Annotated in this window: 17 protein-coding genes; 9 read left to right on the forward strand and 8 right to left on the reverse strand. The window is 74.1% G+C overall.

The genetic code is table 11. The features are described 5' to 3' along the window. The first annotated feature begins 384 nt into the window (after window positions 1–384). Together ACZ58X_RS08110 and ACZ58X_RS08115 are read left to right on the forward strand one after the other, a co-directional pair. Complete coding sequence (locus ACZ58X_RS08110) at window positions 385–1,314, forward strand: hypothetical protein (protein WP_470332815.1); 930 nt, start codon at window positions 385–387, stop codon at window positions 1,312–1,314. Continuing rightward, complete coding sequence (locus tag ACZ58X_RS08115; protein ID WP_470332816.1) at window positions 1,311–1,841, forward strand: GNAT family N-acetyltransferase; 531 nt, start codon at window positions 1,311–1,313, stop codon at window positions 1,839–1,841. Before ACZ58X_RS08110 ends, ACZ58X_RS08115 begins: the two co-directional genes overlap by 4 nt. A 274-nt stretch (window positions 1,842–2,115) precedes the next feature. Here the strand turns inward: ACZ58X_RS08115 and ACZ58X_RS08120 are convergent, their stop codons facing one another. Beyond that, window positions 2,116–3,447 (reverse strand): MFS transporter, encoded by a 1,332-nt coding sequence (locus ACZ58X_RS08120; protein ID WP_470332817.1) that lies wholly within the window; start codon window positions 3,445–3,447, stop codon window positions 2,116–2,118. Window positions 3,448–3,775: 328 nt separating this feature from the next. Between ACZ58X_RS08120 and ACZ58X_RS08125 the strand changes: the two genes are divergently transcribed. Continuing rightward, on the forward strand, window positions 3,776–5,392 hold the full coding sequence (locus ACZ58X_RS08125) for a hypothetical protein (protein ID WP_470332818.1): 1,617 nt from the start codon (window positions 3,776–3,778) through the stop codon (window positions 5,390–5,392). A gap of 73 nt (window positions 5,393–5,465) precedes the next feature. On the opposite strand, the gene ACZ58X_RS08130 is transcribed toward ACZ58X_RS08125, so the two are convergent. Further along, the gene (locus ACZ58X_RS08130; protein WP_470332819.1) at window positions 5,466–5,924 is read right to left on the reverse strand and encodes a VOC family protein; all 459 of its coding nucleotides are present in this window, start codon (window positions 5,922–5,924) and stop codon (window positions 5,466–5,468) included. Window positions 5,925–6,060: 136 nt separating this feature from the next. On the opposite strand from ACZ58X_RS08130, the gene ACZ58X_RS08135 reads away from it, so the two are divergent. Together ACZ58X_RS08135 and ACZ58X_RS08140 are read left to right on the forward strand one after the other, a co-directional pair. Beyond that, window positions 6,061–7,302, forward strand: a complete 1,242-nt coding sequence (locus ACZ58X_RS08135; RefSeq protein ID WP_470332820.1) for a hypothetical protein — start codon at window positions 6,061–6,063, stop codon at window positions 7,300–7,302. Between the two features lie 157 nt (window positions 7,303–7,459). Further along, a complete protein-coding gene (locus tag ACZ58X_RS08140; RefSeq protein WP_470332821.1) occupies window positions 7,460–8,959 on the forward strand; it encodes an alkaline phosphatase PhoX in 1,500 nt (499 codons plus the stop codon). Between the two features lie 43 nt (window positions 8,960–9,002). Here ACZ58X_RS08140 and ACZ58X_RS08145 read toward each other — a convergent pair whose 3' ends face one another. After that, a complete protein-coding gene (locus tag ACZ58X_RS08145) occupies window positions 9,003–10,604 on the reverse strand; it encodes a PucR family transcriptional regulator (protein ID WP_470332822.1) in 1,602 nt (533 codons plus the stop codon). A 308-nt stretch (window positions 10,605–10,912) separates the two neighbouring features. On the opposite strand from ACZ58X_RS08145, the gene pruA reads away from it, so the two are divergent. From pruA to ACZ58X_RS08160, 3 genes are all read left to right on the forward strand, one after another. Further along, a complete protein-coding gene (gene pruA / locus ACZ58X_RS08150) occupies window positions 10,913–12,541 on the forward strand; it encodes an L-glutamate gamma-semialdehyde dehydrogenase (protein ID WP_470332823.1) in 1,629 nt (542 codons plus the stop codon). Window positions 12,542–12,753: 212 nt separating this feature from the next. Further along, window positions 12,754–13,683, forward strand: a complete 930-nt coding sequence (locus ACZ58X_RS08155) for a proline dehydrogenase family protein (protein WP_363427903.1) — start codon at window positions 12,754–12,756, stop codon at window positions 13,681–13,683. 122 nt (window positions 13,684–13,805) lie between these two features. Beyond that, window positions 13,806–14,498 carry an RraA family protein gene (locus tag ACZ58X_RS08160; protein ID WP_470332824.1) on the forward strand — a complete coding sequence of 231 codons (693 nt, stop codon included), beginning with the start codon at window positions 13,806–13,808 and terminating at the stop codon, window positions 14,496–14,498. A 9-nt stretch (window positions 14,499–14,507) separates the two neighbouring features. Here ACZ58X_RS08160 and ACZ58X_RS08165 read toward each other — a convergent pair whose 3' ends face one another. From ACZ58X_RS08165 to ACZ58X_RS08180, 4 genes are all read right to left on the reverse strand, one after another. Beyond that, complete coding sequence (locus ACZ58X_RS08165) at window positions 14,508–14,996, reverse strand: GNAT family N-acetyltransferase (protein WP_470332825.1); 489 nt, start codon at window positions 14,994–14,996, stop codon at window positions 14,508–14,510. A gap of 46 nt (window positions 14,997–15,042) precedes the next feature. After that, the gene (locus ACZ58X_RS08170) at window positions 15,043–16,008 is read right to left on the reverse strand and encodes an SGNH/GDSL hydrolase family protein (RefSeq protein ID WP_470332826.1); all 966 of its coding nucleotides are present in this window, start codon (window positions 16,006–16,008) and stop codon (window positions 15,043–15,045) included. Window positions 16,009–16,169: 161 nt separating this feature from the next. After that, entirely contained in the window at window positions 16,170–17,585 is a 1,416-nt protein-coding gene (locus ACZ58X_RS08175; RefSeq protein ID WP_470333096.1) for a TerD family protein, read from the reverse strand. Window positions 17,586–17,744: 159 nt separating this feature from the next. After that, window positions 17,745–19,103: a hypothetical protein gene (locus ACZ58X_RS08180; RefSeq protein WP_470332827.1), complete on the reverse strand. Its 1,359-nt coding sequence runs from the start codon at window positions 19,101–19,103 to the stop codon at window positions 17,745–17,747. Between the two features lie 330 nt (window positions 19,104–19,433). Between ACZ58X_RS08180 and ACZ58X_RS08185 the strand changes: the two genes are divergently transcribed. Then, on the forward strand, window positions 19,434–19,934 hold the full coding sequence (locus ACZ58X_RS08185) for an SsgA family sporulation/cell division regulator (RefSeq protein ID WP_470332828.1): 501 nt from the start codon (window positions 19,434–19,436) through the stop codon (window positions 19,932–19,934). On the opposite strand, the gene ACZ58X_RS08190 is transcribed toward ACZ58X_RS08185, so the two are convergent. Next, window positions 19,853–21,523, reverse strand: a complete 1,671-nt coding sequence (locus tag ACZ58X_RS08190; RefSeq protein WP_470332829.1) for a GAF domain-containing protein — start codon at window positions 21,521–21,523, stop codon at window positions 19,853–19,855. The two genes, ACZ58X_RS08185 and ACZ58X_RS08190, sit on opposite strands and share 82 nt — an antisense overlap. Window positions 21,524–21,633: the final 110 nt, after the last annotated feature.

Genomic DNA, 21,633 nt, shown 5'->3' on the forward strand with positions numbered 1-21,633 from the left:
TTGCCTGGCCTCATGTGCGGCACGTGACAACACGACTACGGTGACCCCATGCTGGCCAATGTCCCGCTCCGCCTCCGGATGACCGAACGCCGCATGACGAAGGCCGAGTTGGCGCGCGAAGTGAACACCGAAATCAGGACTCTCACGGGGAGGCTCGGCTCCGTCTCAGAGCGCACGGTGCACAACTGGCTGACCGGCGCGACCCGGTGGCCACCGGTGAAGATCCGCCTCGCACTCAGGGCAGTATTCGCATGTACGCCCGAAGACCTGGGCTTCGTCCCGACCGGGCGGGCCCGCACCACACCGGAGGACGACGTGAGGCGACGCGACTTCATAGCGGCGGCCGGAGGCGCGGCCGTGACCGTGCTCACAGGCTCCCCTGCCGTGGCATCGAGCGGCCGGATCGGCGTCGGTGACGTGCGGAGACTGCAGAGCCGCTTCGTCGAGGTCATCGCCAGCGACCACCGCCACGGCGGTCGGCTCAGCATCGAGACCAGGGCGACCGCGCTCGCCGAGGAAGCCCTCGACCTGCAGAAGAACGGCACCGCGACCCAGCGGGTCCGGGCCCAGCTGTACGCGTGCGCGGCATCGTTCACGTCCTCGGCGATGTGGGCCGCGATCGACGGCCGTCGCTTCGGCGCCGCCCTCGAACACCACCAGAAGGCCGCCACCCTGGCGGCGATGTCCGGCGACTCCGGCATCCAGTTCCGCATCTGGTCCCACGCGGGGAGCCTGTACCGGCACCTCGGGCAGGCCGGCGACGCGCTCGCCGCCAATGAGGTCGCCCGCAGCCTGCCGATCTCCCGGCGTGACCCGCTGTTCGCCTCCCTCGGACACGCGCGGCACGCGGCCATCCACGGCCTGACCGGGGACTCCAACGCCGTCCGCCGATCCGTCGGACACGCACAGGACGCCCTCAACCGCGCGGACCTCGGCGTCTCCCGACCGGTGTGGATCACCGCCTTCTACGACCAGTCCGAACTCGACTCCCTCGCCCTCGCCGCCCACCTGGCGGCCGGGAACTGGGAGGACGCGGAAGCACACGCACACCGCAGCATCGCCCAGCGACGTGACACCATGCAGCGGTCCCGCGCGATCACCACCGTCCGGCTCGCCCGGGCCCAGCTCGGACAGGGCGATCTGGAGCCCGCAGTCGCCACCGCCATGTCCGTCCCGGCCGAGGACTCCGCGCACCCCCGCGTCATCCGGATGCTGGTCGCCTTCGGCACCTCGCTGCACAAGTTGGCCGACGGCAGCGGCCCGGATCGGACCTGGACGGCGTACGCCCACAACACCTGGAGGACCACCGCGTGACCGTCGAACTCCGCCACCACACCACCTTGCCCCCTGAGGCCCGGCAGGATCTGCTGGACGTGTACGCCGACGTGCGGGCCCCACTGCTGCGCCTGCCGAACTACCGCGTCGACGTGTTCGCCGAACGCCTCGATCGGCATGCCACCGAGCCCGGCTTCGGGCTCGTCCTCGGCTACGACGGCGAGGTACCGGTCGGCTACGCCTACGGCAACACGATCGAGGCGGGCGACCGGTACTGGAAGCGCATGACCGAGCCCCTTCCGGCCGGCTACACGGAGACCCCTGCTCTGGCCGTCAAGGAAATCGGCGTCCGGGTCCCATGGCGGGGCACGGGTGCCGCCCGCCGAATCCACGATGACCTGCTGCGCCGCCGCGTTGAGGACCGTGTCACCCTCCTGGTCAACCCGCTCGCCGGAGACGGCAAGGTCCAGCGGCTCTACGAGTCCTGGGGCTATAGGGCGTTCAATGCGCAACAGCCCTCTCCGGACTCGCCCCGGCTGACTGCGATGATCCGCTCGATCCGCTGAGCCTGGGGCGATGGCGCCTGGTAGTACGGGTGTGGAGGGTCCGGCAGGACGGGGCCTCTCGCTTCCGGCAGGAGCTTCGCCCCGCTCCTGCTCCTGCGGCGGGGTCGGGGCGGGCACCCGCCGGGAGGCGGGTGGGGGGTGGATGGTGGGGAACGGTGGGAGAGCTGTTCGACGGAGCAGATGATGCGCGGGTGTTCAGCCGGTGGGGGAAGCGCCGCTGCCCGGGACTTCCGAAGGGGAAGTCCCGGGCAGCGGCGTTTGGGGCGTGCGGGGGTCAGGCGGCCTTGGGCTTGCGGGCGACGGCGAGGGCCAGGGCCGCGCAGAGGAGGGCGGCGACGCTGGCGAAGCCGCTGATGGCGGGGAGGAGGCCGTAGCTCTTGACCAGGGCGCCGACGATGACGATGGGGAGGGAGCTGCCGAGGTAGACGATGATCCACAGGGAGCTCATCTCGGAGCCCCGGCGTTCCGGGTTCATCGCGGCGACGGCGGTGGTGAACAGGGAGCGGAAGGCGACGCCCTGGCAGGCGCCGCCGAGGACGCTGCCGATGAACAGCAGCGCGGGGGTGCCGGTGTACCCGGCGGCGACGACCAGGGCGAGGCCGGTGGCCAGGCCGGTCATGCCGAGGGCGATGACCGTGCGGTCGGCGGTGGGCGGGACGATCAGCTGGGCGGCGGCCGAGGAGCCGAGCAGCAGGGCGGCCACGATCGCGCCGGTCAGGTGCGAGTCGGTGTGCAGCAGCTTGGCGGAGAAGGCCGGTGCCAGGCTGAGGTAGACGCCGAAGACCGCGTAGGAGATGAAGCCGGCCGAGGCGGCGAGCAGGAACTCGCGGCGGCCGGTGACCGGCAGTCGCAGGCGCTGCGGGCGCAGGTGGGCCGGGGTGGTGATGCGGGGCGGCGACGCGGGCGGGCGGTTGCGGCCGGGCATCCGGGGGTGGACGACCGCCAGCGGCACGCAGAGCGCGAGCAGGGCGACGGCGTGCAGGAGGAAGGGCGTCAGCAGCGGGTCGGAGCCGTTCGCCAGCAGGGCGCCGACGACCGGGCCGAGCGCGACGCCGCCCGCCGAGCAGGCCAGGGTGAGCTTGGCGGCCAGGGTCGGCTGGTCGGGCAGCAGGTCGCCGAGGGCGGCCCCGGCGGCGCCGGTGGACAGGCCGACGGCGATGCCCTGGACGGCCCGGCCGAGGGCGAGCTGCCAGAAGCTGCCGGAGGTGGCGAAGACGAGGTCCCCGGCGGCGGCCAGGACCACGGCGGGCAGGATCAGGGCGCGGCGGCCGAGGTGGTCGGACCAGTGGCCGACCACGGCCAGGACCGGGACCAGCGCGAAGACGTAGATCGTGAAGAGGATCGTGGTGTCGAGCGGGCCGAGGCCGAGGCGCTGCTGGATCATCGGGTAGATCGGCGTCGCCAGGTTGGCACCGATCAGCATGAACAGCAGGGCGGCGGCGACCAGGCCGACGCGTATGCCGCGCAGCGCGTTCCAGCGGCTGATCGCGGCGAGCTGGAGCTGGGCGCGGGGCGCGAGCTCCAGGGGGAGCAGGGCCTCCGACAGTCGGCGTCCGTCGAGCTGCGCGGTGCGCAGCGCGGAGCCGGCGGGGGAGAGGTCCGCCATGGCAGGGGTCTCCTGTGGCCGGGCGCCACCGGGGTCGGCTGGGTGTGCCGGTGCGCCCGTCCTGAGGCGCTGTGGTGGTGGCCGCGGTGCGGGGCTCCCTGGTGGAGCGGGTGAGCTGAGAGAAGGGGGCTTCGTTGCCCGGTGGCCCGCGCGGGGTTGTGCGCGGTGCCAATGCGAAGGATAAGGGGTGGGCGCACGGAAGCGGCGCGCGCCCCTTTGCGCGCCCTGTGAGGCCGGGCATCGGGGGTGCCCGGCCTATACGCTGAGGTGGTAGATCGACACGCGGAGCTGTTCGAGCTGACCGCTGGCTGAGGGAGAGCACACGACGATGGCCGGACGACGTCGGAAGAACGCGGGGGCTTCGGCCGGAGAGGGCGCGGCCGAGGCGGTCCTGCCCGCGGACCTGGAGCTCCAGGACCTCTACGGGGCGTTCGCCGCGCACGGCCTGGACGACGAGGACCTGGACGACGCGGCGGTCCTGGTGCCGCCGGTGAAGCTGCCCGCGGAGCAGGAGCTGGCCGAGCAGGCGAAGGCCGTGCCGATGTTCGGCTACGCGCTGGCGCTGGCCCGCTGGGCGTCCCCGCACCGGGTGGTGGACGAGTTCGGGGACCTGGTCCAGGAGGACCGGGCGCCGGTCGCCCGGCTGCTCGGGCTGGCCCCGGCCGAGGGCGAGGTGCCGGAGGAGGCCGAGGTCGAGGCGCTGCGGGCCTGGTCGCTGGCCTGCGACCTGGACCTGGTGGAGCTGGGCACGACCAAGGAGGGCGAGCACGTCGCCGTCCCGGGCCCGGACCTGGAGCCCGCCGAGCAGGGGGACGCGGAGACCGTCCTGGAGCTGTGGCTGACCGCCGCCGGGATCGTCCGGGAACTGGCGGTGGAGGCGGACTCGCTGCCGGAGGAGGACGAGGACGGTGAGCGGGCCGACGCGGCGGACGAGGAGGACGAGGACGGCCTGAGCGAGGTCGAGGAGGCCCGGGACGCCGCCGCCGAGCTGCTCGACGAGGCGCTGCAGGTGCTGTACGAGACCACCGCCTTCGCCGAGCCGGGCAACGAGACGGTGCCGCTGGGCGTGCTGGCCGCGCTGCTGGTGGTGCCGGAGGGCGAGGAGCCGAGCGAGGAACTGCTCGGCGACATCACCGACGTGATGGTCGCCCTGGACCCGATGCTGGGCGACCTCGCCGAGCTGGGCCTGCTGGAGTACCGGCCGATCGACCCGGAGCTGTTCGACGAGGAGGAGGGCGAGGAGCCCGTCGTCGGAGAGGCGCCGCTGGACGAGGAGGAGTCGGCCCGCTTCGGGCTGGTCCGGCTCACCCCGCTCGGCCAGTACGGCATCCGGCAGTGGCTGCTGGAGGACGGCTACGACGCCCCGCTGGTCGGCGAGCTGGCCCAGGGGGACGCCGCCGAGCTGCTGCGCGGGGTGTGCGAGGCGGCCAACGTGCTGCCGGAGGAGGAGCTGCGGGTCTGGGTGGCCGGCCGGGAGCCGGAGCCGGCGGCGCGCGAGCTGCTGGCGGCGGCGCGCGGCGACGACGCGTACGGTCCGCTGCGCCGGATGCTGTGCGTCTCGGCGCTGAACCTGCTGGGGGCGGGCGCCGAGCCCGCCGTCCGGGAGGTGTTGGACGACCCGGAACTCGGTGGTGCGGCCCGCGCCTGGTTGTCTGCGCTGGGCGCGACGGACGTGCCGGTGCCGGACCGGACGATGGCGCTGTGGACGGTGGTCGACACCTTCGCCGCCCAGCTGCTGGACAGCGGCGGCGACGCGGCGCTGCTGCGCGAGCTGATCACCGACCTGCCGGTGAAGGGCGACCCGGCGTCGTGGTTCGGTGAGCTGTGGCGGGTCGACCACCCGTACACGGCGGACGTCCTGGAGGCGATCGGCGAGCTGCACACGGACCGGGCGCTGGCCAAGGAGGCCCGCAAGGCGGCCTTCAAGGCCCGGTCGAAGGGCTGAGGAGGGGCCGGCGAGGGGCTGTGACGGGGGCTGAGGAGGGGCTGACGGGAGGCTGCCGAAGAGTCGGCGGCGGCTACGGGAGGTCCAGCGAGCCGTCCTCGGTGAACGGGAAGAACGGGTTGTGGGCCAGCTCCCACAGGTGCCCGTCCGGGTCCTCGAAGTAGCCGGAGTAGCCGCCCCAGCTGGTCGGGACCGGCGGCTTGACCACCACGGCGCCGGCCTCGACGGCGGTGTGCAGCGCGGCGTCCACCAGGGCGGGGGACTCCAGGTTCACCGCCAGGGTGACGCCGCGGAAGGAGGGTTCGCCGGTCGCGGGCACGCCCGCGTCGGCGGCCAGCTCCTCGGCGGGGAAGAGGCCCAGCACCGAGTCGGCGGTGCGGAACCAGACGATCTCCGGGCTGGAGGCGGAGGAGCGCCGCCAGCCGAGGTCCTGGTAGAAGCGGGCGCTGCGGTCGAGGTCGGAGACGCCGAGGGTGACGATGCTGATCCGGGCGGGGAAGGCGGGCTGGGCTGCGTCGTTCTGTGCTGTCATGCCGCCAGCGTAGGGAGGGCGGCTGACATCGTGGCCGACGGACACGGCCACCGCCCCCGTACGGCAGCGGAGCTGATGACCCGGCAGCTCCCGGCACGTAAGGTGGCGTCAGCGGTGCGGGCGCGAGGACTCGGGGGTGCGGCAGAGGATGGTGCGGGAGAGCGGCGGAAGGCCCCAGGAGTGGAACGTCGAGCGGTCGGGGCCGGAGCGGTCGGGCGGGCAGGAGCGGTTCGCCGGCCAGGAGGAGTTCTCCCGCCGGACCCTCTCCGCGGTGGACTTCCCGGTGTACGGCGTGGCCGGGCCGCCCGGTCGGGGCGAGGCGCTCGCGGCCTTCGAGACCTGCGGCGGCGAGCTGCGCTGGGTCGAGGTGCAGTGCGGCGACTGGACCACCGCGGCCGGGCCGTACGTGACCGTGCGGACGTACCGGCCGGGGGCCGACGGCTGTGAGGTGCTGCCCGAGCTGGAGGACGTGGTCGAGGACGAACGGGACCGCGTCTACGAGCAGTTGGGCGTCGACGAGGGCGACGGTCCGGGCCGGGTGCGGACGCTGCGGGAGTGGATCACCGTGGACGGCGAGCCCTGCCCGGTGGAGGTGCACGAGGACCGGCCGGTTGCCGGCGGTGCGGTCGGCCGTGGTGCGGTCGGTGGGGCGCCGAGTGGGGCACTGAGTGGGGCGCCGGCCGGTGCGGCGGGTGGTGGCCCGGAGGCCGCCGGGCCGGTGTGGGCCGGCCGGTTGCGGGTCGACGGGCAGGCCGTCACGGTGTGCGGGCGCGGGCTGCCCCCCGGCGGGGTGGAGCTGGCCGGGATCGGGGACTTCGACTGCTACCTGCGCGGGCGCACCGAGCTGCTGCGCGACCTGGCCTCCCGGCGGGCCCGCTACGTACCGGTCGAGGAGCGTGAACTGCCGCCCGCCGCGGGGCTGGAGGCGCACCGGGAACTGATCGCCCAGAGCATCGCGGAGGCCGCCGCGATCGAGGCCCAGGTGCGGGTCGGGCGGACGCCGCGGCTGCCGCGCGGGCTGCGCGGGGACGCCTGCGCGGTGCGCTGGGAGGCGGCGGTGCGCCAGCAGATGCGGCTCGCCACGGAGACCCGGGAGGAGGCCGCGGCGGCGGTGACCTCGATGGTCAACCACCTCAACCGGCTGTCCCAGCAGACGCACTGGCTGATCGGCACGCCGGAGGGGGAGGCGGCGGTCGAGGAGGTGGTCCGGTACACCGTGTTCGCCAGCGAGGTGGCGAGCCTGCCGGCGCAGCGGGCCTGGGAGCAGCTGTGGCGGGAGCGCCCGGGGGCGGCCGGCTCGGGCACCCCGGAGGAGCACCGGCTGGTGGAGCAGCTGTGGCTGTCGGCCTGGGAGCAGTGGCGGACGGGGCGCGGCTGACCCGCACTCGGTAAAGCCCGGGTCATGTGTCGGTCATCGGTTGGCAAATGGACGCCTCGTCGTGCGGTGGGCGTCATGCCGGGTTCATCCCTGCGGCGGAGTCTGCTGGGCGTCGACGACCTGCCTCGACGCCCGTACACCCCCAGGAGTTGCTGCCATGTCGCTGTCCCGTCGGGACTTCGTCAACCGTTCCACCCTCGTCGGGGCCGGCGTGCTGATCGCCGGCGGCGCCGAGGCGCTGGCCAGCGCCCCCGGTGCGATCGCCGCGCCGGTCGGCGGCGAGGCCCCGGTCGCCGCCGCGGCCGGTGCCGCCGGGACCAACGCGGCGGGCGGCGCCGCGATCGGCTACGGCCCGCTGGTGCCGGACCCGGCCGGGCTGCTCTCGCTGCCCAAGGGCTTCTCGTACCAGGTGCTCAACCGGGCCGGGCAGACCCGGCTGCGCACCGGCGAGTTCACGCCGAGCAACCACGACGGCACGTCCGCCTTCGAGGACGAGCGCGGCGGCAACCTGATGGTGGTCAACCACGAGCTGTCCGGCGCCCGGGCCAACTGGCCGCACCCGGTGCCGCTGACCGAGGGGCACGTCTACGACCCGGGCGCGGCCGGCGGCTGCACCATCGTGCACGCCAAGCGGGACGGCTCGGTCGAGCAGTGGGTCGGCATCGCCGGCACCGCCACCAACTGCGCGGGCGGGGTGACCCCGTGGGGCACCTGGCTGTCCGGCGAGGAGACCGAGGACAGGGCCGGCAAGAACGGCTTCACCAAGGACCACGGCTACGTCTTCGAGGTCGACCCCTTCGACGACGACTACAACCGCGACCCGCAGCCGGTGAAGGCCTTCGGCCGGTACGCCCACGAGGCCGTGGTGGTGGATCCCAAGCGCGGCCACGTCTACCTCACCGAGGACGCCTCCAACCCGAACGGGCTGCTGTTCCGCTGGACCCCGCCGGCCGGTTTCCGGCACGGCCGCCACCAGCTGCGCAAGCTCGCCGCCGACGCCGGCGTGCTGGAGGCCTTCAAGGTCTTCGACGCCCAGGGCAGGTTCGTCGACGACCTCTCCCGGGCCACCAAGGTCGGTACCGTCTACGGCGCCGACTGGGTCAAGGTGCAGGACCGCGACGCCCGGACCGTCTCGGTGCGCAAGCAGTTCAAGGAGGGCGAGGTCACCCGGGCCCGCAAGCTGGAGGGCATGTGGTGGGGAGACGGCGGCTTCTACTTCGTCTCCAGCTACGCCCGTTCGGAGAGCCCGGTCCAGCACGACGGCCAGGTGTGGTTCTACAACCCGGCGCGTCGCACCATCACCCTCAAGGTGCTGCTGGGCGTCAACGACGACGTCCTGGGCGACCACGACAACTACGACGGCCCGGACAACATCACCGTCTCGCCGTACGGCGGCATCGTGATCGCCGAGGACGGCAACGGGATCTCGCACCTGTTCGGCGCCACCGAGGACGGGCTGGTCTACCCGATCGCGCGCAACGAGCTGAACATCGGCAGCGTCGGCAAGCCCGAGTTCAGCGAGTTCACCGGGGTGACCTTCTCGGACGACGGCCGGACCCTCTTCGCCAACATCCAGGAGCCGGGCATCCAGCTGGCGATCAGCGGGCCGTGGCGGCGGCTGAACGAGCACAAGCGCGGCCAGGGGTACGGCGCCTGACCTCCGGCGCCCGGCCTCCGGTGCGTGAGCGGCTGCCCGCGGACTACTCGTCCGCGGGCAGCCGCAGTTGCAGCATCGCCAGCAGCCGCTGCTGCGGCTGGGCGAGGTCGATGCCGGTCAACTGCTCGGCGCGGCGCACCCGGTAGCGCAGGGTGTTGGGGTGGATGTGCAGGGCGTCGGCGGCGACCCGGACCTCGCCGAGCGCGTCCAGCCAGGCGAGCACCGACTCGGCGAGCCGGGTGTGGTGGCGGCGGTCGTACTCGGTGAGCGCGGTGAGCCGCGGGTCGCGCAGGCCGACGCGGTCCTGGAGCAGCGCGAGCACCTCGCTGACCAGCACCTCGGCCTGGACGTCGATCAGCGCCGCGACGTCGAGGTCGACCCCGCCGCGGCCCATCGCGTCCAGGATCCGGTCGGCCTGGGCGCGGGAGTCCGGCACCTGGGACAGGCCGTCGACGGTCGAGCCGATCGCGGCGCGCAGCGGGACGCCGAGGTGCTCCCGGGCGGCGGTGACCACCTCGGCCGCCCAGCCGCGCAGGGTGGTCATCGGCAGGCCGGGCGGGAGCTCGGGCAGCAGCACGTAGACCCGGGACTCGATCGGGGCGAGCAGTGCGGCGCGGTGCCGGGCGGCGGTGTGCACCGAGATCAGGCCGGTGACGTCGGAGCGGTGCAGCGCCTCGGTGGTGTGGGCGCCGTAGGCGAGCACGGTGGCCGGGCGGCGCAGGTCCAGGCCGAGGTGGGTGGCCAGTGACTGGGGGCCGGTGGAGCCTTCCAGCAGTCCGGTCAGCAGGGTCTGGGTGAGTCGGACGTCGGCGGACAACTCGCGGCGGCGGCGCACCAGTTGGGCGGCGGCGACCCGGGCGGCGCCGACCAGGGCCTGCTCGGCGTGGGCGGCCAGCGGCTGGGCGCCCTCCTGCACCCAGATGGTGCCGAGCGGCTGCGCGCCGGCCCGGATGCCGACCGCCAGGCGGCGGCGCAGGCCGAGTTCGGGGTGCGGCTCGACCGCGATCGGGGTGTCCGAGCTGCGCAGGTGCTGGAAGATGCCCCACTCACGGAGCTTGGAGAGGTACGGCTCGGGGCCCTGCCAGCCGAGGATGGAGAGCCGGCGCAGGTCGTCGACCTCGTCGGAGTCGGAGGAGCGGGAGTAGGCGAGGACCCGGCTGGAGGTGTCCTCGATCGAGACGATGCCGTTGGTGAGCACGGCGACGGTCTGGGCGAGGGAGAAGAGGTCGCCCGCGTTGGGTTCGGGGGCGCCGGGGGAGGCCGGGGCGTCGGGGCCGGCGATGATCGCCCGGGCGAGCGAGTCCAGGTGCTCCCAGCGGGTCTCCCGGCGCACCGACAGCAGGGCGACGCCCGCGTCGGTGGCGGCCTCGCGCAGGGCGTCGGCCTGGCCGGGGGCGTCCAGCTTGACCGCGACGGCGGCGGCGCCGGCCCGGCCGGCGGCACGCAGGGCGGGGAGGGCGGCGCGGCCGCGGGCGCCGATGGCGAGGACGAGTTCGCCGGGGGAGGCGGTGGGAGGGTCCTCCGGATCGAGGATCGCGACGTCGCGGACGGGGACGTCCAGGCCCTGGGGGGCGGCCTGGAGTTCGACCAGGGGTTCGCCCAGTGACATCAGCAGCTGGCGGAGCGGAAGGCCGGGGGTGGTCACTCCGGACCTCCTTCATCCGCTCGGACAACGGTGTGCGGTCGATTTTAGCCGGGCGGACAGGACCGGGACCGTCCAACGGTTCCGGCCGGGCGTCCCGCCGAGGGTGGTGCCGGTGGGGCAGGTAGGGCAGATGGGGCTGTCGTGACCGTTGTGTGATCGCTTTCGTCGGTCCGGACAACGCCGTACGGGGGAATTTAGCCGCCCGGCCAATCAAGTGGCCCGGCGGCCAGGAATAGCGTTCGTGCTGTGGCCTGTGCGTGACCCGCACAGGTCTTCCCCCGCATGGAACGAAGGAGAGCGTGCGCTTCATGGATGCTGTGACCCAGGTCCCCGCGCCGGTGAACGAGCCGGTCCACAGCTACGCCCCCGGCAGCCCCGAACGGGCTCGTCTGGAGGCCAAGCTGAAGGAGCTGGGCGGCCAGGAGCCGGTCCAGCTGACCATGACGATCAACGGTGAGCGCCGGATGGGCGGCGGCACCGAGATCCACGTCGTCCAGCCGCACAACCACGCGGCTCGGCTCGGCACCCTGCGCAACGCCACCCAGGCCGACGCGCAGGAAGCCATCGACACTGCCCTGGCCGCTGCCCCGGCCTGGCAGGCGCTCTCCTTCGACTCCCGCGCCGCGATCTTCCTCAAGGCCGCCGACCTGCTGGCCGGCCCCTGGCGCGAGACCCTGGCCGCCGCCACCATGCTCGGCCAGTCGAAGACCGCCCAGCAGGCCGAGATCGACACCCCCTGCGAGCTGGTCGACTTCCTGCGCTTCAACGTGCACTTCGCCCGCCAGATCATGGCCGAGCAGCCGATCTCCTCGGACGGCGTGTGGAACCGCAGCGACCACCGCCCGCTGGAGGGCTTCGTCTACGCGATCACCCCGTTCAACTTCACCGCGATCGCCGGCAACCTGCCGACCGCGCCCGCGCTGATGGGCAACGTGGTGCTGTGGAAGCCGTCCCCCACCCAGCAGTACTCCGCGCACCTGCTGATGCAGCTGCTGGAGGAGGCCGGCCTGCCCAAGGGCGTCATCAACATGGTGACCGGCGACGGCCTGGACGTCTCCGCCGTCGCCCTCAAGCACCCCGCGCTGGCCGGCATCCACTTCACCGGCTCCACCGCCACCTTCCAGCACCTGTGGCGCGAGGTCGGCAACAACATCGCCGGCTACCGCACCTACCCGCGGATCGTCGGCGAGACCGGCGGCAAGGACTTCCTGGTCGCCCACCCGTCCGCCGACCCGGCCGTGCTCAAGACCGCGATGACCCGCGGCGCCTTCGAGTTCCAGGGCCAGAAGTGCTCGGCGCTCTCCCGCGCCTACGTCCCCGCCTCGATCTGGGCCGGCCTCAAGGACGAGTTCGCCGCCGAGGTCGACGGCCTCACCATGGGCGACGTCAGCGACCTCGCCAACTTCATGTCGGCCGTCATCGACGAGCGCGCCTTCGCCAAGAACAAGGCCGCCATCGACCGCGCCCACGCCGACGAGTCCGTCGAGGTCATCGCCGGCGGCACCTACGACGACTCGGTCGGCTACTTCGTCCGCCCGACCGTCCTGGTCTGCCAGGACCCGGCCTCCGAGTACTTCCGCGACGAGTACTTCGGCCCGATCCTCGCCGTGTACGTCTACGAGGACGAGAAGTACGACGAGATGCTGGCGCAGATGGAGTCGGTGTCCGCCTACGGCCTGACCGGCGCGATCATCGCCCAGGACCGTGCCGCCGCCCAGGACGCCATGCACAAGCTGCGCTTTGCCGCCGGCAACTTCTACATCAACGACAAGCCCACCGGCGCCGTCGTCGGCCAGCAGCCCTTCGGCGGCGGCCGCGCCTCCGGCACCAACGACAAGGCCGGCGCCAAGCAGAACCTGGCCCGCTGGACGTCGACCCGCTCGGTCAAGGAGACCTTCGTCCCGCCGACCGACTACCGCTACCCGCACATGGGCTGACCGGCCCGGCCCGGCCCCGACCGCTCTGCTTCGCGACAGCTCCGCTTCTCGACGGCTCCGCTTCTCGACAGCTCTGCGCCAGTAGCCAACGGTCACCCGCGACGCCCGGCCCCGCAGCCGGGCGCCGCCCCGCCGGGGCGGCGGCTCACCCCCGTACCGCCGCCCCGGCCCCCTTTCTGCCACCCTTGGAAACACCAGCTCCAGGAGTCACGATGCTCCGTTCCGCCCTTCTCGCGGCCTCGCGGTCCCCCCAGGTCCGCACCGTGGTCGAGAAGTTCCCCCCGACCCACGCGATAGTCGAGCGCTTCGTCGCCGGTGACGTCCTCGACGACGCCGTCACCGCGACCGACGACCTGGTCGCGACCGGCCGCAAGGTCACCCTCGACCACCTCGGCGAGGACACCCAGGACGCCGCGCAGGCCGCCGGCACCGCCGAGGCCTACGAGCACCTGCTCAAGGCCCTCAAGGAGACCGGCCTCGCCGCCGGCGCCGAGGTGTCCGTCAAGCTGTCGGCCGTCGGCCAGTTCCTGCCGGTGGACGGCGAGAAGATCGCGCTGGAGAACGCCCGCCGCATCTGCGAGGCCGCCGCCGACGCGGGCACCACGGTGACCCTCGACATGGAGGACCACACCACCACCGACTCCACCCTCGCCATCGCGCGCGAGCTGCGGGCCGACTACCCCTGGCTGGGCGTCGTCCTCCAGGCCTACCTGCGCCGCACCGAGGCCGACTGCCGCGAGTTCTCCGGCCCCGGCTCCCGCGTGCGCCTGTGCAAGGGCGCCTACAAGGAGCCCGAGTCGGTCGCCTTCCAGGGCAAGCACGAGGTCGACCTCGCGTACGTCCGCGCGCTCAAGATCCTGATGGCCGGCGAGGGCTACCCGATGATCGCCTCGCACGACCCCAACATGATCAAGATCGCCGGCCAGCTGGCCCAGTGGAACAACCGCACCCGGGACTCCTTCGAGTACCAGATGCTGTTCGGCATCCGCCCCGAGGAGCAGCTGCGCCTCGCGGAGGAGGGCAACACCATGCGGGTCTACCTCCCGTACGGCCAGGAGTGGTACGGCTACTTCATGCGCCGCCTCGCCGAGCGCCCGGCCAACCTCACCTTCTTCCTGCGCGCCATGGCCACCCGTAGCTGACCCTGGCGGCAGGATGAACGGCCCGCACCCCTGACGGGGGGTGCGGGCCGTTCCGTTGTTCCGGCGGCCGGGCTCAGGATCTTCGCTGCTGTGAACCGGGCTTTCAGCGGGAGGAGTTGGGGATGTTCAAGGAGTTCGAGGGGCTGTCGACGCCGTTGGTGGCGGATGCGTGCGTGCGGCTCGGGGTGGGGGTGCGGGCGGCGCCGGTGGGGGTGGGGGCGGTGGTGGCCGGGACCCGGGTGGCGGGGCGGGCGCTGCCGGTGCGGCACTACGGGAGCGTGGACGTGTTCCTGGAGGCGTACGGGGGCGCGCTGGCCGGGGACGTGCTGGTGATCGACAACGGCGGGCGGACCGACGAGGCCTGCATCGGGGACCTCGCGGTGCTGGAGGCACGGGCCGCCGGGGTGGCCGGGATCGTGGTGTGGGGGCTGCACCGGGACACCCCCGAGCTGGTGGAGATCGGGCTGCCGGTGTTCAGCTACGGCGCGCTGCCGGTGGGGCCGCTGCGGCTGGACGGGCGGGAGCCGGCGGCGCTGGAGTCGGCGCGGTTCGGGCCGCACCTGGTGACCGCCGGGGACGTTGTGTTCGCGGACGCGGACGGCGTGCTGTTCGTGCCGGCCGACCGGGCCGGGGAGGTGCTGGAGACGGCCGCCGGGATCGCCGCCACCGAACGGGCGCAGGCCGGGCGGATCACGGCCGGGGACACCCTGCGGAGGCAGACCCGCTTCGAGGAGTTCCTGGAGCGCCGCGCCGCCGACCCGTCGTACAGCTTCCGGCAGCACCTGCGGCGGGTCGGCGGGGCGATCGAGGAGTAGGCCCCGTGGTTACAGCGGGCGGTACATGACGTGCAGGCCGACGTAGCCGTCGACCGGGTGGTGGAAGGCCTCGGGGACGGTGCCGACCACCTCGAAGCCCAGCGAGCGGTAGAGCTTGACGGCGTGGTCGTTGTTGGCGACCACCGCGTTGAACTGCATGGCGCGGAAGCCGGCCCGGCGGGCCCAGTCGAGGGTGTACTCGACCAGGGCCCGCCCGATGCCCTTGCCGTGGTGGGCCGGGTCCACCATGTAGCTGGCGCTGGCCACGTGCCCGCCGTTGCCGGGGCGGTTGCGGTTCATGGTGGCGGTGCCGAGGACCGTGCCGTCCTCGTCGACGGCGACCACCGTGCGGTCGGGGGCGGTCTTCATCCACCACTCCCGGCCCAGCTCGGAGGGCATGTCCAGGGGGTAGGGGAAGGTCTCGCCGGCGGCGACGATGTCGTGGAAGAACGGCCAGATGGCCGACCAGTCCTCGGGGGTGGCTTCGCGGATGATCATCCGATCAGGATGATCCCCGACGGTGGGCCGTGCCACCGGATTTCCCTCAGCCGCCCAGGACGGTGCGCTTGACCTGCCCGGCGGCGAAGGACTGGCCCTTGGCGTTGGGGTGCACCAGCGCGTACGTGACGGGCAGGATGCTGGTCAGCACGCCGTCCAGCCAGTGGTCGGGGTCGCAGACGCTGTGTCCGGCGGAGCCGGGGTAGAGGTCGACGTAGGTGTCCTGCTGGGCCGAACTCACCTGCTCGATGGCCAGGTTGAGCGGCCTGAGGATGCTGTCGCGGGCCCAGGCGAGGTCGCCGGTGGTGAAGGTCCCGAACTGCAGCAGGTCGCCGTACCGGCAGCGGGCGGCGTCCTCGGGGACCAGGTGCGGGTAGCCGACGGTGACGACCTTGGCGGACGGGGCCTTCGCCCGGAGGGCGGCGAGCATGGTGCCGTAGTCGGTGCGCAGCTGGTTGAGCCGGCCGGGGAGCTGGGCGTCGTACTTGTCCTTGCAGGGCGTGCCCAGGCCGAGGTGGGTGGCGCCGAGTTCGATGCAGTCCTTGAGGATCTGGCCGAAGCCGAGGTCGTTGCCGCCGATGCCCACGGTGATCACGGCGGTGTCCGGGTCGACGACGTCGATCTGCGGCGGGACGGGCGGGTACGGCGCGTTGGGGTCGCTGCCGAAGGGCGGCAGCGGGCGGCCGAGCGGACTCTGCTTGTTCGCGGAGACGTTCGGACTGGTGGCGCCGCTGCAGCTGGCGTTGTGGAGGTCGACCAGCGCGCCGAGCTCGCGGCGGATGAGCTCGGGGTAGGAGCCGGTGGTGCGGGCGCAGCCGTCCTGGGGTGCGGTGAGGTCGCCGGTGGCCTCGATGACGCCCGCGGTGTAGGAGTCGCCGAGGGCGGCCCACTTGAGCGCGCCGGCCCGGGTGGCGGGCGTGGTGTCGGCCTGGGCGGCGCCGGGCGTGATCAGGCCGACGGTGAGGGCGACGGCGGCGCCGGCGACGGCGAGGCGGGACGGGAAGCGGGGCACGGTCTCTCCTCCACGGGTGCGCGGGTGGTGCGGGTGCGCGGATGCGGGGGAGAGCGCGCATCACCCCCCGGAGAGTCAATCGAGTCGATCCGTGGACGACTTGATGCCCCAGGGGGGTGAAATCGGTGGCGTGGCTTTGACGTTGGGTGGGTGTGGTCGGGTCAGAGGAGGGCGGCGGAGGGTTCGATCATCGCCCGGGCGGTCTTGCCGTCGACGAACTCGCCGAGCGCCGTCATCTCCCACTCGCCGGCGGGGCGACGGACCAGCTTGCACATCACCACGCCGGTGCGCGGCTCGGAGTGGGTCAGGTCGAAGCGGGCCAGCTCCTCCTCGGTGCGGACGTCCACCAAGCGGCAGTAGGCGTTCCGCAGCTCGGTGAACTTCTGGCCGGAGAAGGAGTTGACCACGAACACCAGCGCGTGGACCTCGGCCGGCAGGCCCTCCAGGTGGACGGTGATCGCCTCGTCGTCGCCGCCGTCCCCACCGACCAGGTTGTCGCCGGAGTGGGCGATCGCGCCGTTGAAGATGCTCAGCTTCATGAACCAGGCCGTCTCCAGTCGCTTGTGCTGGGCGTCGAAGGCGAGGCAGGAGGCGTCCAGGTCGATGTCGCGGCCGCGGGCGGCGGACTCCCAGCCGAGGGCCATCCGGACCGAGGAGAGGAAGGGGCGGCCGTTCTTCACCAGGGAGACGGAGCTGCCCTTGACCAGGTTGACCCGGCCCTTGTCCAGGGTGACCTTGGGGCGCTCGGCGGGGGCGGGGGCCGGAGTGGCTCCGGGGGCCGGGGGCTCCGGGGGTGCGGCGGGCATGGACGGGACGGTGGCCAGGGCGATCCGGGGGTCGACCGCGGGAGCCGGCGGCACCGGCGGCACCGGGGGGACGGGCGGGGCCGGGGGCACCGGGGGGACGGGCGGCAGCGGGAGGTCGGCCGGGGAGTGCATCTGGACGGTCGGCGCGCTGGTCGGGGCCGTGGCGGGTGCCGGTGCGCTCGGCGGGGCCGGGGCTGGGGCCGGGGCGAGGGTGGGGGTCGGCTGCGCGGCCGGGGCGGGGGCGGCGGTCGGCTGCGGGGCCGGGGTCGAGGTCGGGGCGTCGTCGACGGTGACGCCGAAGTCGGTGGCGATGCCCGCCAGGCCGTCCGCGTACCCCTGGCCGACCGCGCGCACCTTCCAGACCCCGTTGCGCCGGTAGACCTCGACCACGATGAGCGCGGTCTCCAGGCCCAGCCGGGGCGGGGTGAAGGTGACCAGGACGGCTCCGGTGTCGGCGTCCCGGACGGTGGCGGTCGGCTCGATCCCGGCGAAGGTGGCGGACTGGTCGGCCGGACTGGCGGTGACCACGATCTTGCTGATGTCGGCCGGGACGGCCGGGGTGTCGACGGTGATCGCGTCCGGTGCTCCGGCGGCGGCCGGGCGCAGGCTCACGCCCGGGCCGTGCGGGGCGTTGAAGAAGACGAAGTCGGCGTCCGAGCGGACCTTGCCGGCGTCGGTCAGCAGGAGGCCGGAGACGTCCAGCGCCTTGGGCGCGGTGACCTCGACGGTCACCCGCGCGGCGGTCAGCGGTGCGTTGCCGCCTTGGGTCAGGACGGTGGACAAGGACTCCTCCTCGGGTGCGGAACGACGGCCCGGGCCGGGGCCGCTGGGGGCGTCGGGCCGGGTGCTGCACACAGTAACGAACGGGGGTGCGGGGATGAGCCCGGTGAGCTGGCCGATCGTCGGACGATCGGATCGGCCGAGGGGTGGTCAGCGGACCTGGCCCACCGGCTGCTCGGCGGCCTGCGGTGTGGCCTGCGGTGCGGGCTGGGGTGTGGCCTGCGGTGCGGGCTGGGGTGTCCGCTGCGGCGCCGACGGGCCGAAGCCGCCGAGCGCGGCGACCGCCCGGGGGTGGTCGATGCCGAAGGCCGCGGCGTTCCAGCTCTCCTGTGCACCCGACCTGCGCACCGGGCCGACCGGCTCGGCCGGGCGGGTGCCGCGCACGACGAAGCCGTAGCGGCCGGGCTCGACGTCGGTGCCGGGCGGGGTGGTGAAGCGGTAGACCACGGTGCCGCGTTCCTGCTGGGTGGTCACCACGGCGCCCGGCAGGTCGGTCCAGACGGTGCCGGTGCCTGGGGCCAACTCGCCTGCGGTGAGCCGGAATTCGGCCTGGAGTGCGGTGACCGGTTCGGCCACGGTGAGGTCCAGCGCGTGCCGGAGGCCGTCGCGGCCGAGGGGGGTGGTCAGTCCGCTGCCGGTCAGGGCCTGATCGGCGTCCGGGGTGGTGCCCTCGGTGCTCCCGGCGCCCTCCGCGTCCTGGGTGGTGGCGGTGGCGTCGGCGCCGTTGGTGGCACCGGGGCTGCCGGCGGTGTCGGTGCCAGCGGCGTCTCCGGGGACGACGGCGTTTCCGGGGGCGGCGGCGCCCGGCGGCGGCGGGAGCGGGCGGCCCGGGCCGGGGAGGGCGGCGTCCGGGCGGCCGGGCTTGGCCGGTTGGAGCGCGGGCGGATGCGGGGACTCGCCCGTGCCGGCTGCTCCGACCTCCGGTCGTCCGGTGCCCGCCGGCCCGGCGCCCGGCTGACCCGGGGGCGGGGCGGACGGGTCGGTGGCCGTGGGCGGCTGGGCGGAGGGGGAGGAGCCGTCCGCCGGGGTGTCGGCGGAGGGCTGCGGGTCGTGCCCGGCGGAGGCCTGCCCGCCGGTCGACGGCGTGACCGGGGCGGCCGTTCCGGCCCGCAGTCCCGACGGCGGCGTGGCGGCGGCGTTGGCCGGGCCGGACGGGTGCGTCGAGGGGTGGCCGGAGGGCTTCGGGGCGTGCGGGTGGCCGGAGGGCGGGGGAGGGGTGTCCGTGGTCCGCTCGGAGGCGGCCTCGGCCTGGTCCGTACCGCTCGGGCTGGGCGGCGGGGTGGTGCCGACCCGGGCGACGCCGGCCCGACGGCCGATGCCCTGCTGTTCGTTCAGCAGGAGGGTGGTGGCGATGCTGATGCCGACGACGGTGGACATCGCCATCGCGGCACCGGAGAAGCGCAGGGTGGGCAGCCGGAAGCGGCCGCCGAACGGGCGGGGCCGACCGTGCCGACCCTGCCGTGCGGGTTCGTGCTGCACGTCCCGCGTGGTCTCCCCACGCACAGCCACCGGACCCCTCCCTCCCCGAAGCCGCCGTCGCGTCGCCGTATTCTCCCACGCACCACCGCCGGGCAGCGGTCCGGCCGTTCCGGGCCGGCCTCGCGGGCGGGCCCGCGCCGGGAGGGGGAGAGCGTACCAGCGGGTGGCCGGACGACGGACAGTATCCCTCCATTCTCCGGACATCCGTTCGATGGGCGGAAGTTGACGGTCCGTCTGATATTCCTGGTAAGGGTCGGCGGGCCCGGGCGGGGGTTATTGCAACCCCCTTGCAACCCTTGCCTGCCCGGTCGCGGGTGACGCAGGCTGATGGCATCCCGCGCCGTTCCCGGAGAGACCGTCATGCCGCCCGACCCGCTGTCCGCAGCCTCCAGTGCCCCCCTCGCCGCCACCCCCACGGGCGGCGATGGGGGTGGCTCCGCCGCCGCTCCGGCGTCGGTGGAGGAGGTGCTGATGCTGCGGATCTCACTGGGCGACGAAGTGGTCGGCGAGGTGTGCACCCGGTTCCGCTTCGACGCCGCACGGCCCTACGAGGTGCTGCTGACCTTCCACCTGGGGCGTCCGGACGAGGCGGACTGGGTGTTCTCCCGCGACCTGCTGCGCGACGGACTGCAGGGGATCAGCGGCCAGGGCGACGTCAAGCTGTGGCCGGCGTACTGCCCCTGCCACGGCTCGACCCTGCACCTGGCGCTCGAATCCCCGCACGGCAGCGCCCTGCTGGAGGCCTCCAGGCCCCGGGTGCAGGCCTGGCTGGACCGCACCTACGCGCTGGTCTCGGCCGAGGCCGAGCGCGACTGCGGGCCCACCGACGCCCAGTTGGCCGCGCTGCTCGCCGGCGGCTGAGGAGCGCAACTGCCGCTCGCGGGCGGGCCGTTGGTGACAGTTCTGTCGGTGGCCGGGCCGCTCGTGGGGGCGCCGTTCGTGGCCGTGCTGTTCGTGGCCGGGCCGTTCGTGGGGGAGCTGTTCGTCGGTGCGCACCGCGCGGCCGGGTCGCCGTCCGGGACCGGCGGGCCCCCGCCGTGGCGCGGTGACGGCACGGGTGCCGCGGCCCCGGGCAGCCGGACCAGGCCCGCCACCAGCTCCGCCCGCAGCCGCCGTACCGCGGGGGCCGTGGAGGAGGGCAGCAGGTCGAGCGGATCGGCCGGCCCCTCCACCGTGACCAGCACCGAGTCGGCGAAGCGGTACGGCCGGTGGGCCAGCAGGCCGCCCAGGTAGCGGCGCAGCCGGGACAGTTCGGCGCGGACCGTGACCGTCCGCCCCGGGTCGCCGAACAGTGCCTCGGCCAACTGGGACGCGGTGCTGCCCTCGCGGGTGGTGGCGAGCAGCAGCAGGAGCTCGGCGTGGCGCGGGCTGACCGGGTGCGACCAGCTGTCGGCCGCGCCCCGGACGGACAGTTCGGGGCGGTCCGGTCGGCGCAGGTCGAGCCGGAGCCGGGCGCCCTCGGCGCGTTCGGCGGTCACCGTGCCGGAGCCGTCCGCCTCGGTCGGGCGGACGGGCCGCACCAGCCAGCCGTCCGCGAGCGGTTCCAGCACGCACTCGCCCAGCCCCGGCACCCAGTGCACGGCGGCCGGGACCCAGCCCTCGCTGGGGATGCGCAGCCGGCTCCGCGGCGGCAGCCCGGCCGAGGCGGCGGTCCAGCCGGCCGCGTCCACCACCAGGGCCGGTCCGCCGACCCGGGCGAGCAGCGGGGCGGCCAGGGTGCGGAGCTGGTTCAGCGCCTCCAGGCGGTGGGCGCGCAGCTCGGTCTCGGCGAGCCGGGCGGCGGTGGCGGTGAGCTGGAGCAGGTACGGGCGGACGTTGTGGGCCGGGCCGCTGAGGTTGATGGCGCCGACCAGCCGCCCGGTGGCCGGGTCGTGCACGGGGGCGGCCACGCAGGTCCAGGTGTGGTGGCTGCGCAGGTAGTGCTCGGCGGAGTGGACGTGCATCGGGCGCTGGGCGCGCAGCGCGACGCCGATGCCGTTGGTGCCGACGGTCTCCTCGATCCAGCGGGCGCCGGTGACGAAGCCGATCCGGTCGGCGCTGCGGCGCAGGCCGCGTTCGCCCTCCTGCCAGAGCACGTGGCCCTCGGCGTCGGCGATGGCGAGGATCAGCGGTGCCTGGCTCACCGGTTCCAGCAGGGTCTCGCGCAGCACCGGCATGACGTTGTCGAGGCCGCTGGCCCGGCGGCGCTGCTCCAGCTCGGCGGGGCCGAGCAGGACGGTGGAGGCGCCGGTGTCGGGGTCGAGGCCGAGACGGCGCAGCCTCGCCCAGGAGTCGCCGATCTCCGGGCGGGGTTCGGGTCGGCCGGGCGTACCGGGCCCGGTGTTCTCGGGGAGGACGAGTTCGCGGGCGGCGGCGTCGGCGAGGGTGCGTTCGTGGACCCTGGCCAGCTCCGCCGCGGTCGGCGGGGTGCGGCGCTCTGGTCGTCGGGACTGCCGTCCGGTCTGCCGCACTCGGGTTGCTCCTCGCCGCCGTTCGAGGACGCGCCGGGGTCGACGCGCTGACGAAAGCGTACGGGTGCGATGGGCGCATGGGGACGGGGTCCGCCAAGTCCGCATACCGG

This window comes from Kitasatospora sp. NPDC040550, assembly GCF_055594965.1.

What these genes read in the sequence shown, in the direction of transcription:
- ACZ58X_RS08120 (WP_470332817.1), bottom strand. Translation starts at nt 3,447, where the DNA reads ATGGCGGACCTCTCCCCCGCCGGCTCCGCGCTGCGCACCGCGCAGCTC.
- ACZ58X_RS08125 (WP_470332818.1), top strand. Translation starts at nt 3,776, where the DNA reads ATGGCCGGACGACGTCGGAAGAACGCGGGGGCTTCGGCCGGAGAGGGC.
- ACZ58X_RS08130 (WP_470332819.1), bottom strand. Translation starts at nt 5,924, where the DNA reads ATGACAGCACAGAACGACGCAGCCCAGCCCGCCTTCCCCGCCCGGATC.
- ACZ58X_RS08140 (WP_470332821.1), top strand. Translation starts at nt 7,460, where the DNA reads ATGTCGCTGTCCCGTCGGGACTTCGTCAACCGTTCCACCCTCGTCGGG.
- pruA (WP_470332823.1), top strand. Translation starts at nt 10,913, where the DNA reads ATGGATGCTGTGACCCAGGTCCCCGCGCCGGTGAACGAGCCGGTCCAC.
- ACZ58X_RS08155 (WP_363427903.1), top strand. Translation starts at nt 12,754, where the DNA reads ATGCTCCGTTCCGCCCTTCTCGCGGCCTCGCGGTCCCCCCAGGTCCGC.
- ACZ58X_RS08160 (WP_470332824.1), top strand. Translation starts at nt 13,806, where the DNA reads ATGTTCAAGGAGTTCGAGGGGCTGTCGACGCCGTTGGTGGCGGATGCG.
- ACZ58X_RS08165 (WP_470332825.1), bottom strand. Translation starts at nt 14,996, where the DNA reads ATGATCATCCGCGAAGCCACCCCCGAGGACTGGTCGGCCATCTGGCCG.
- ACZ58X_RS08185 (WP_470332828.1), top strand. Translation starts at nt 19,434, where the DNA reads ATGCCGCCCGACCCGCTGTCCGCAGCCTCCAGTGCCCCCCTCGCCGCC.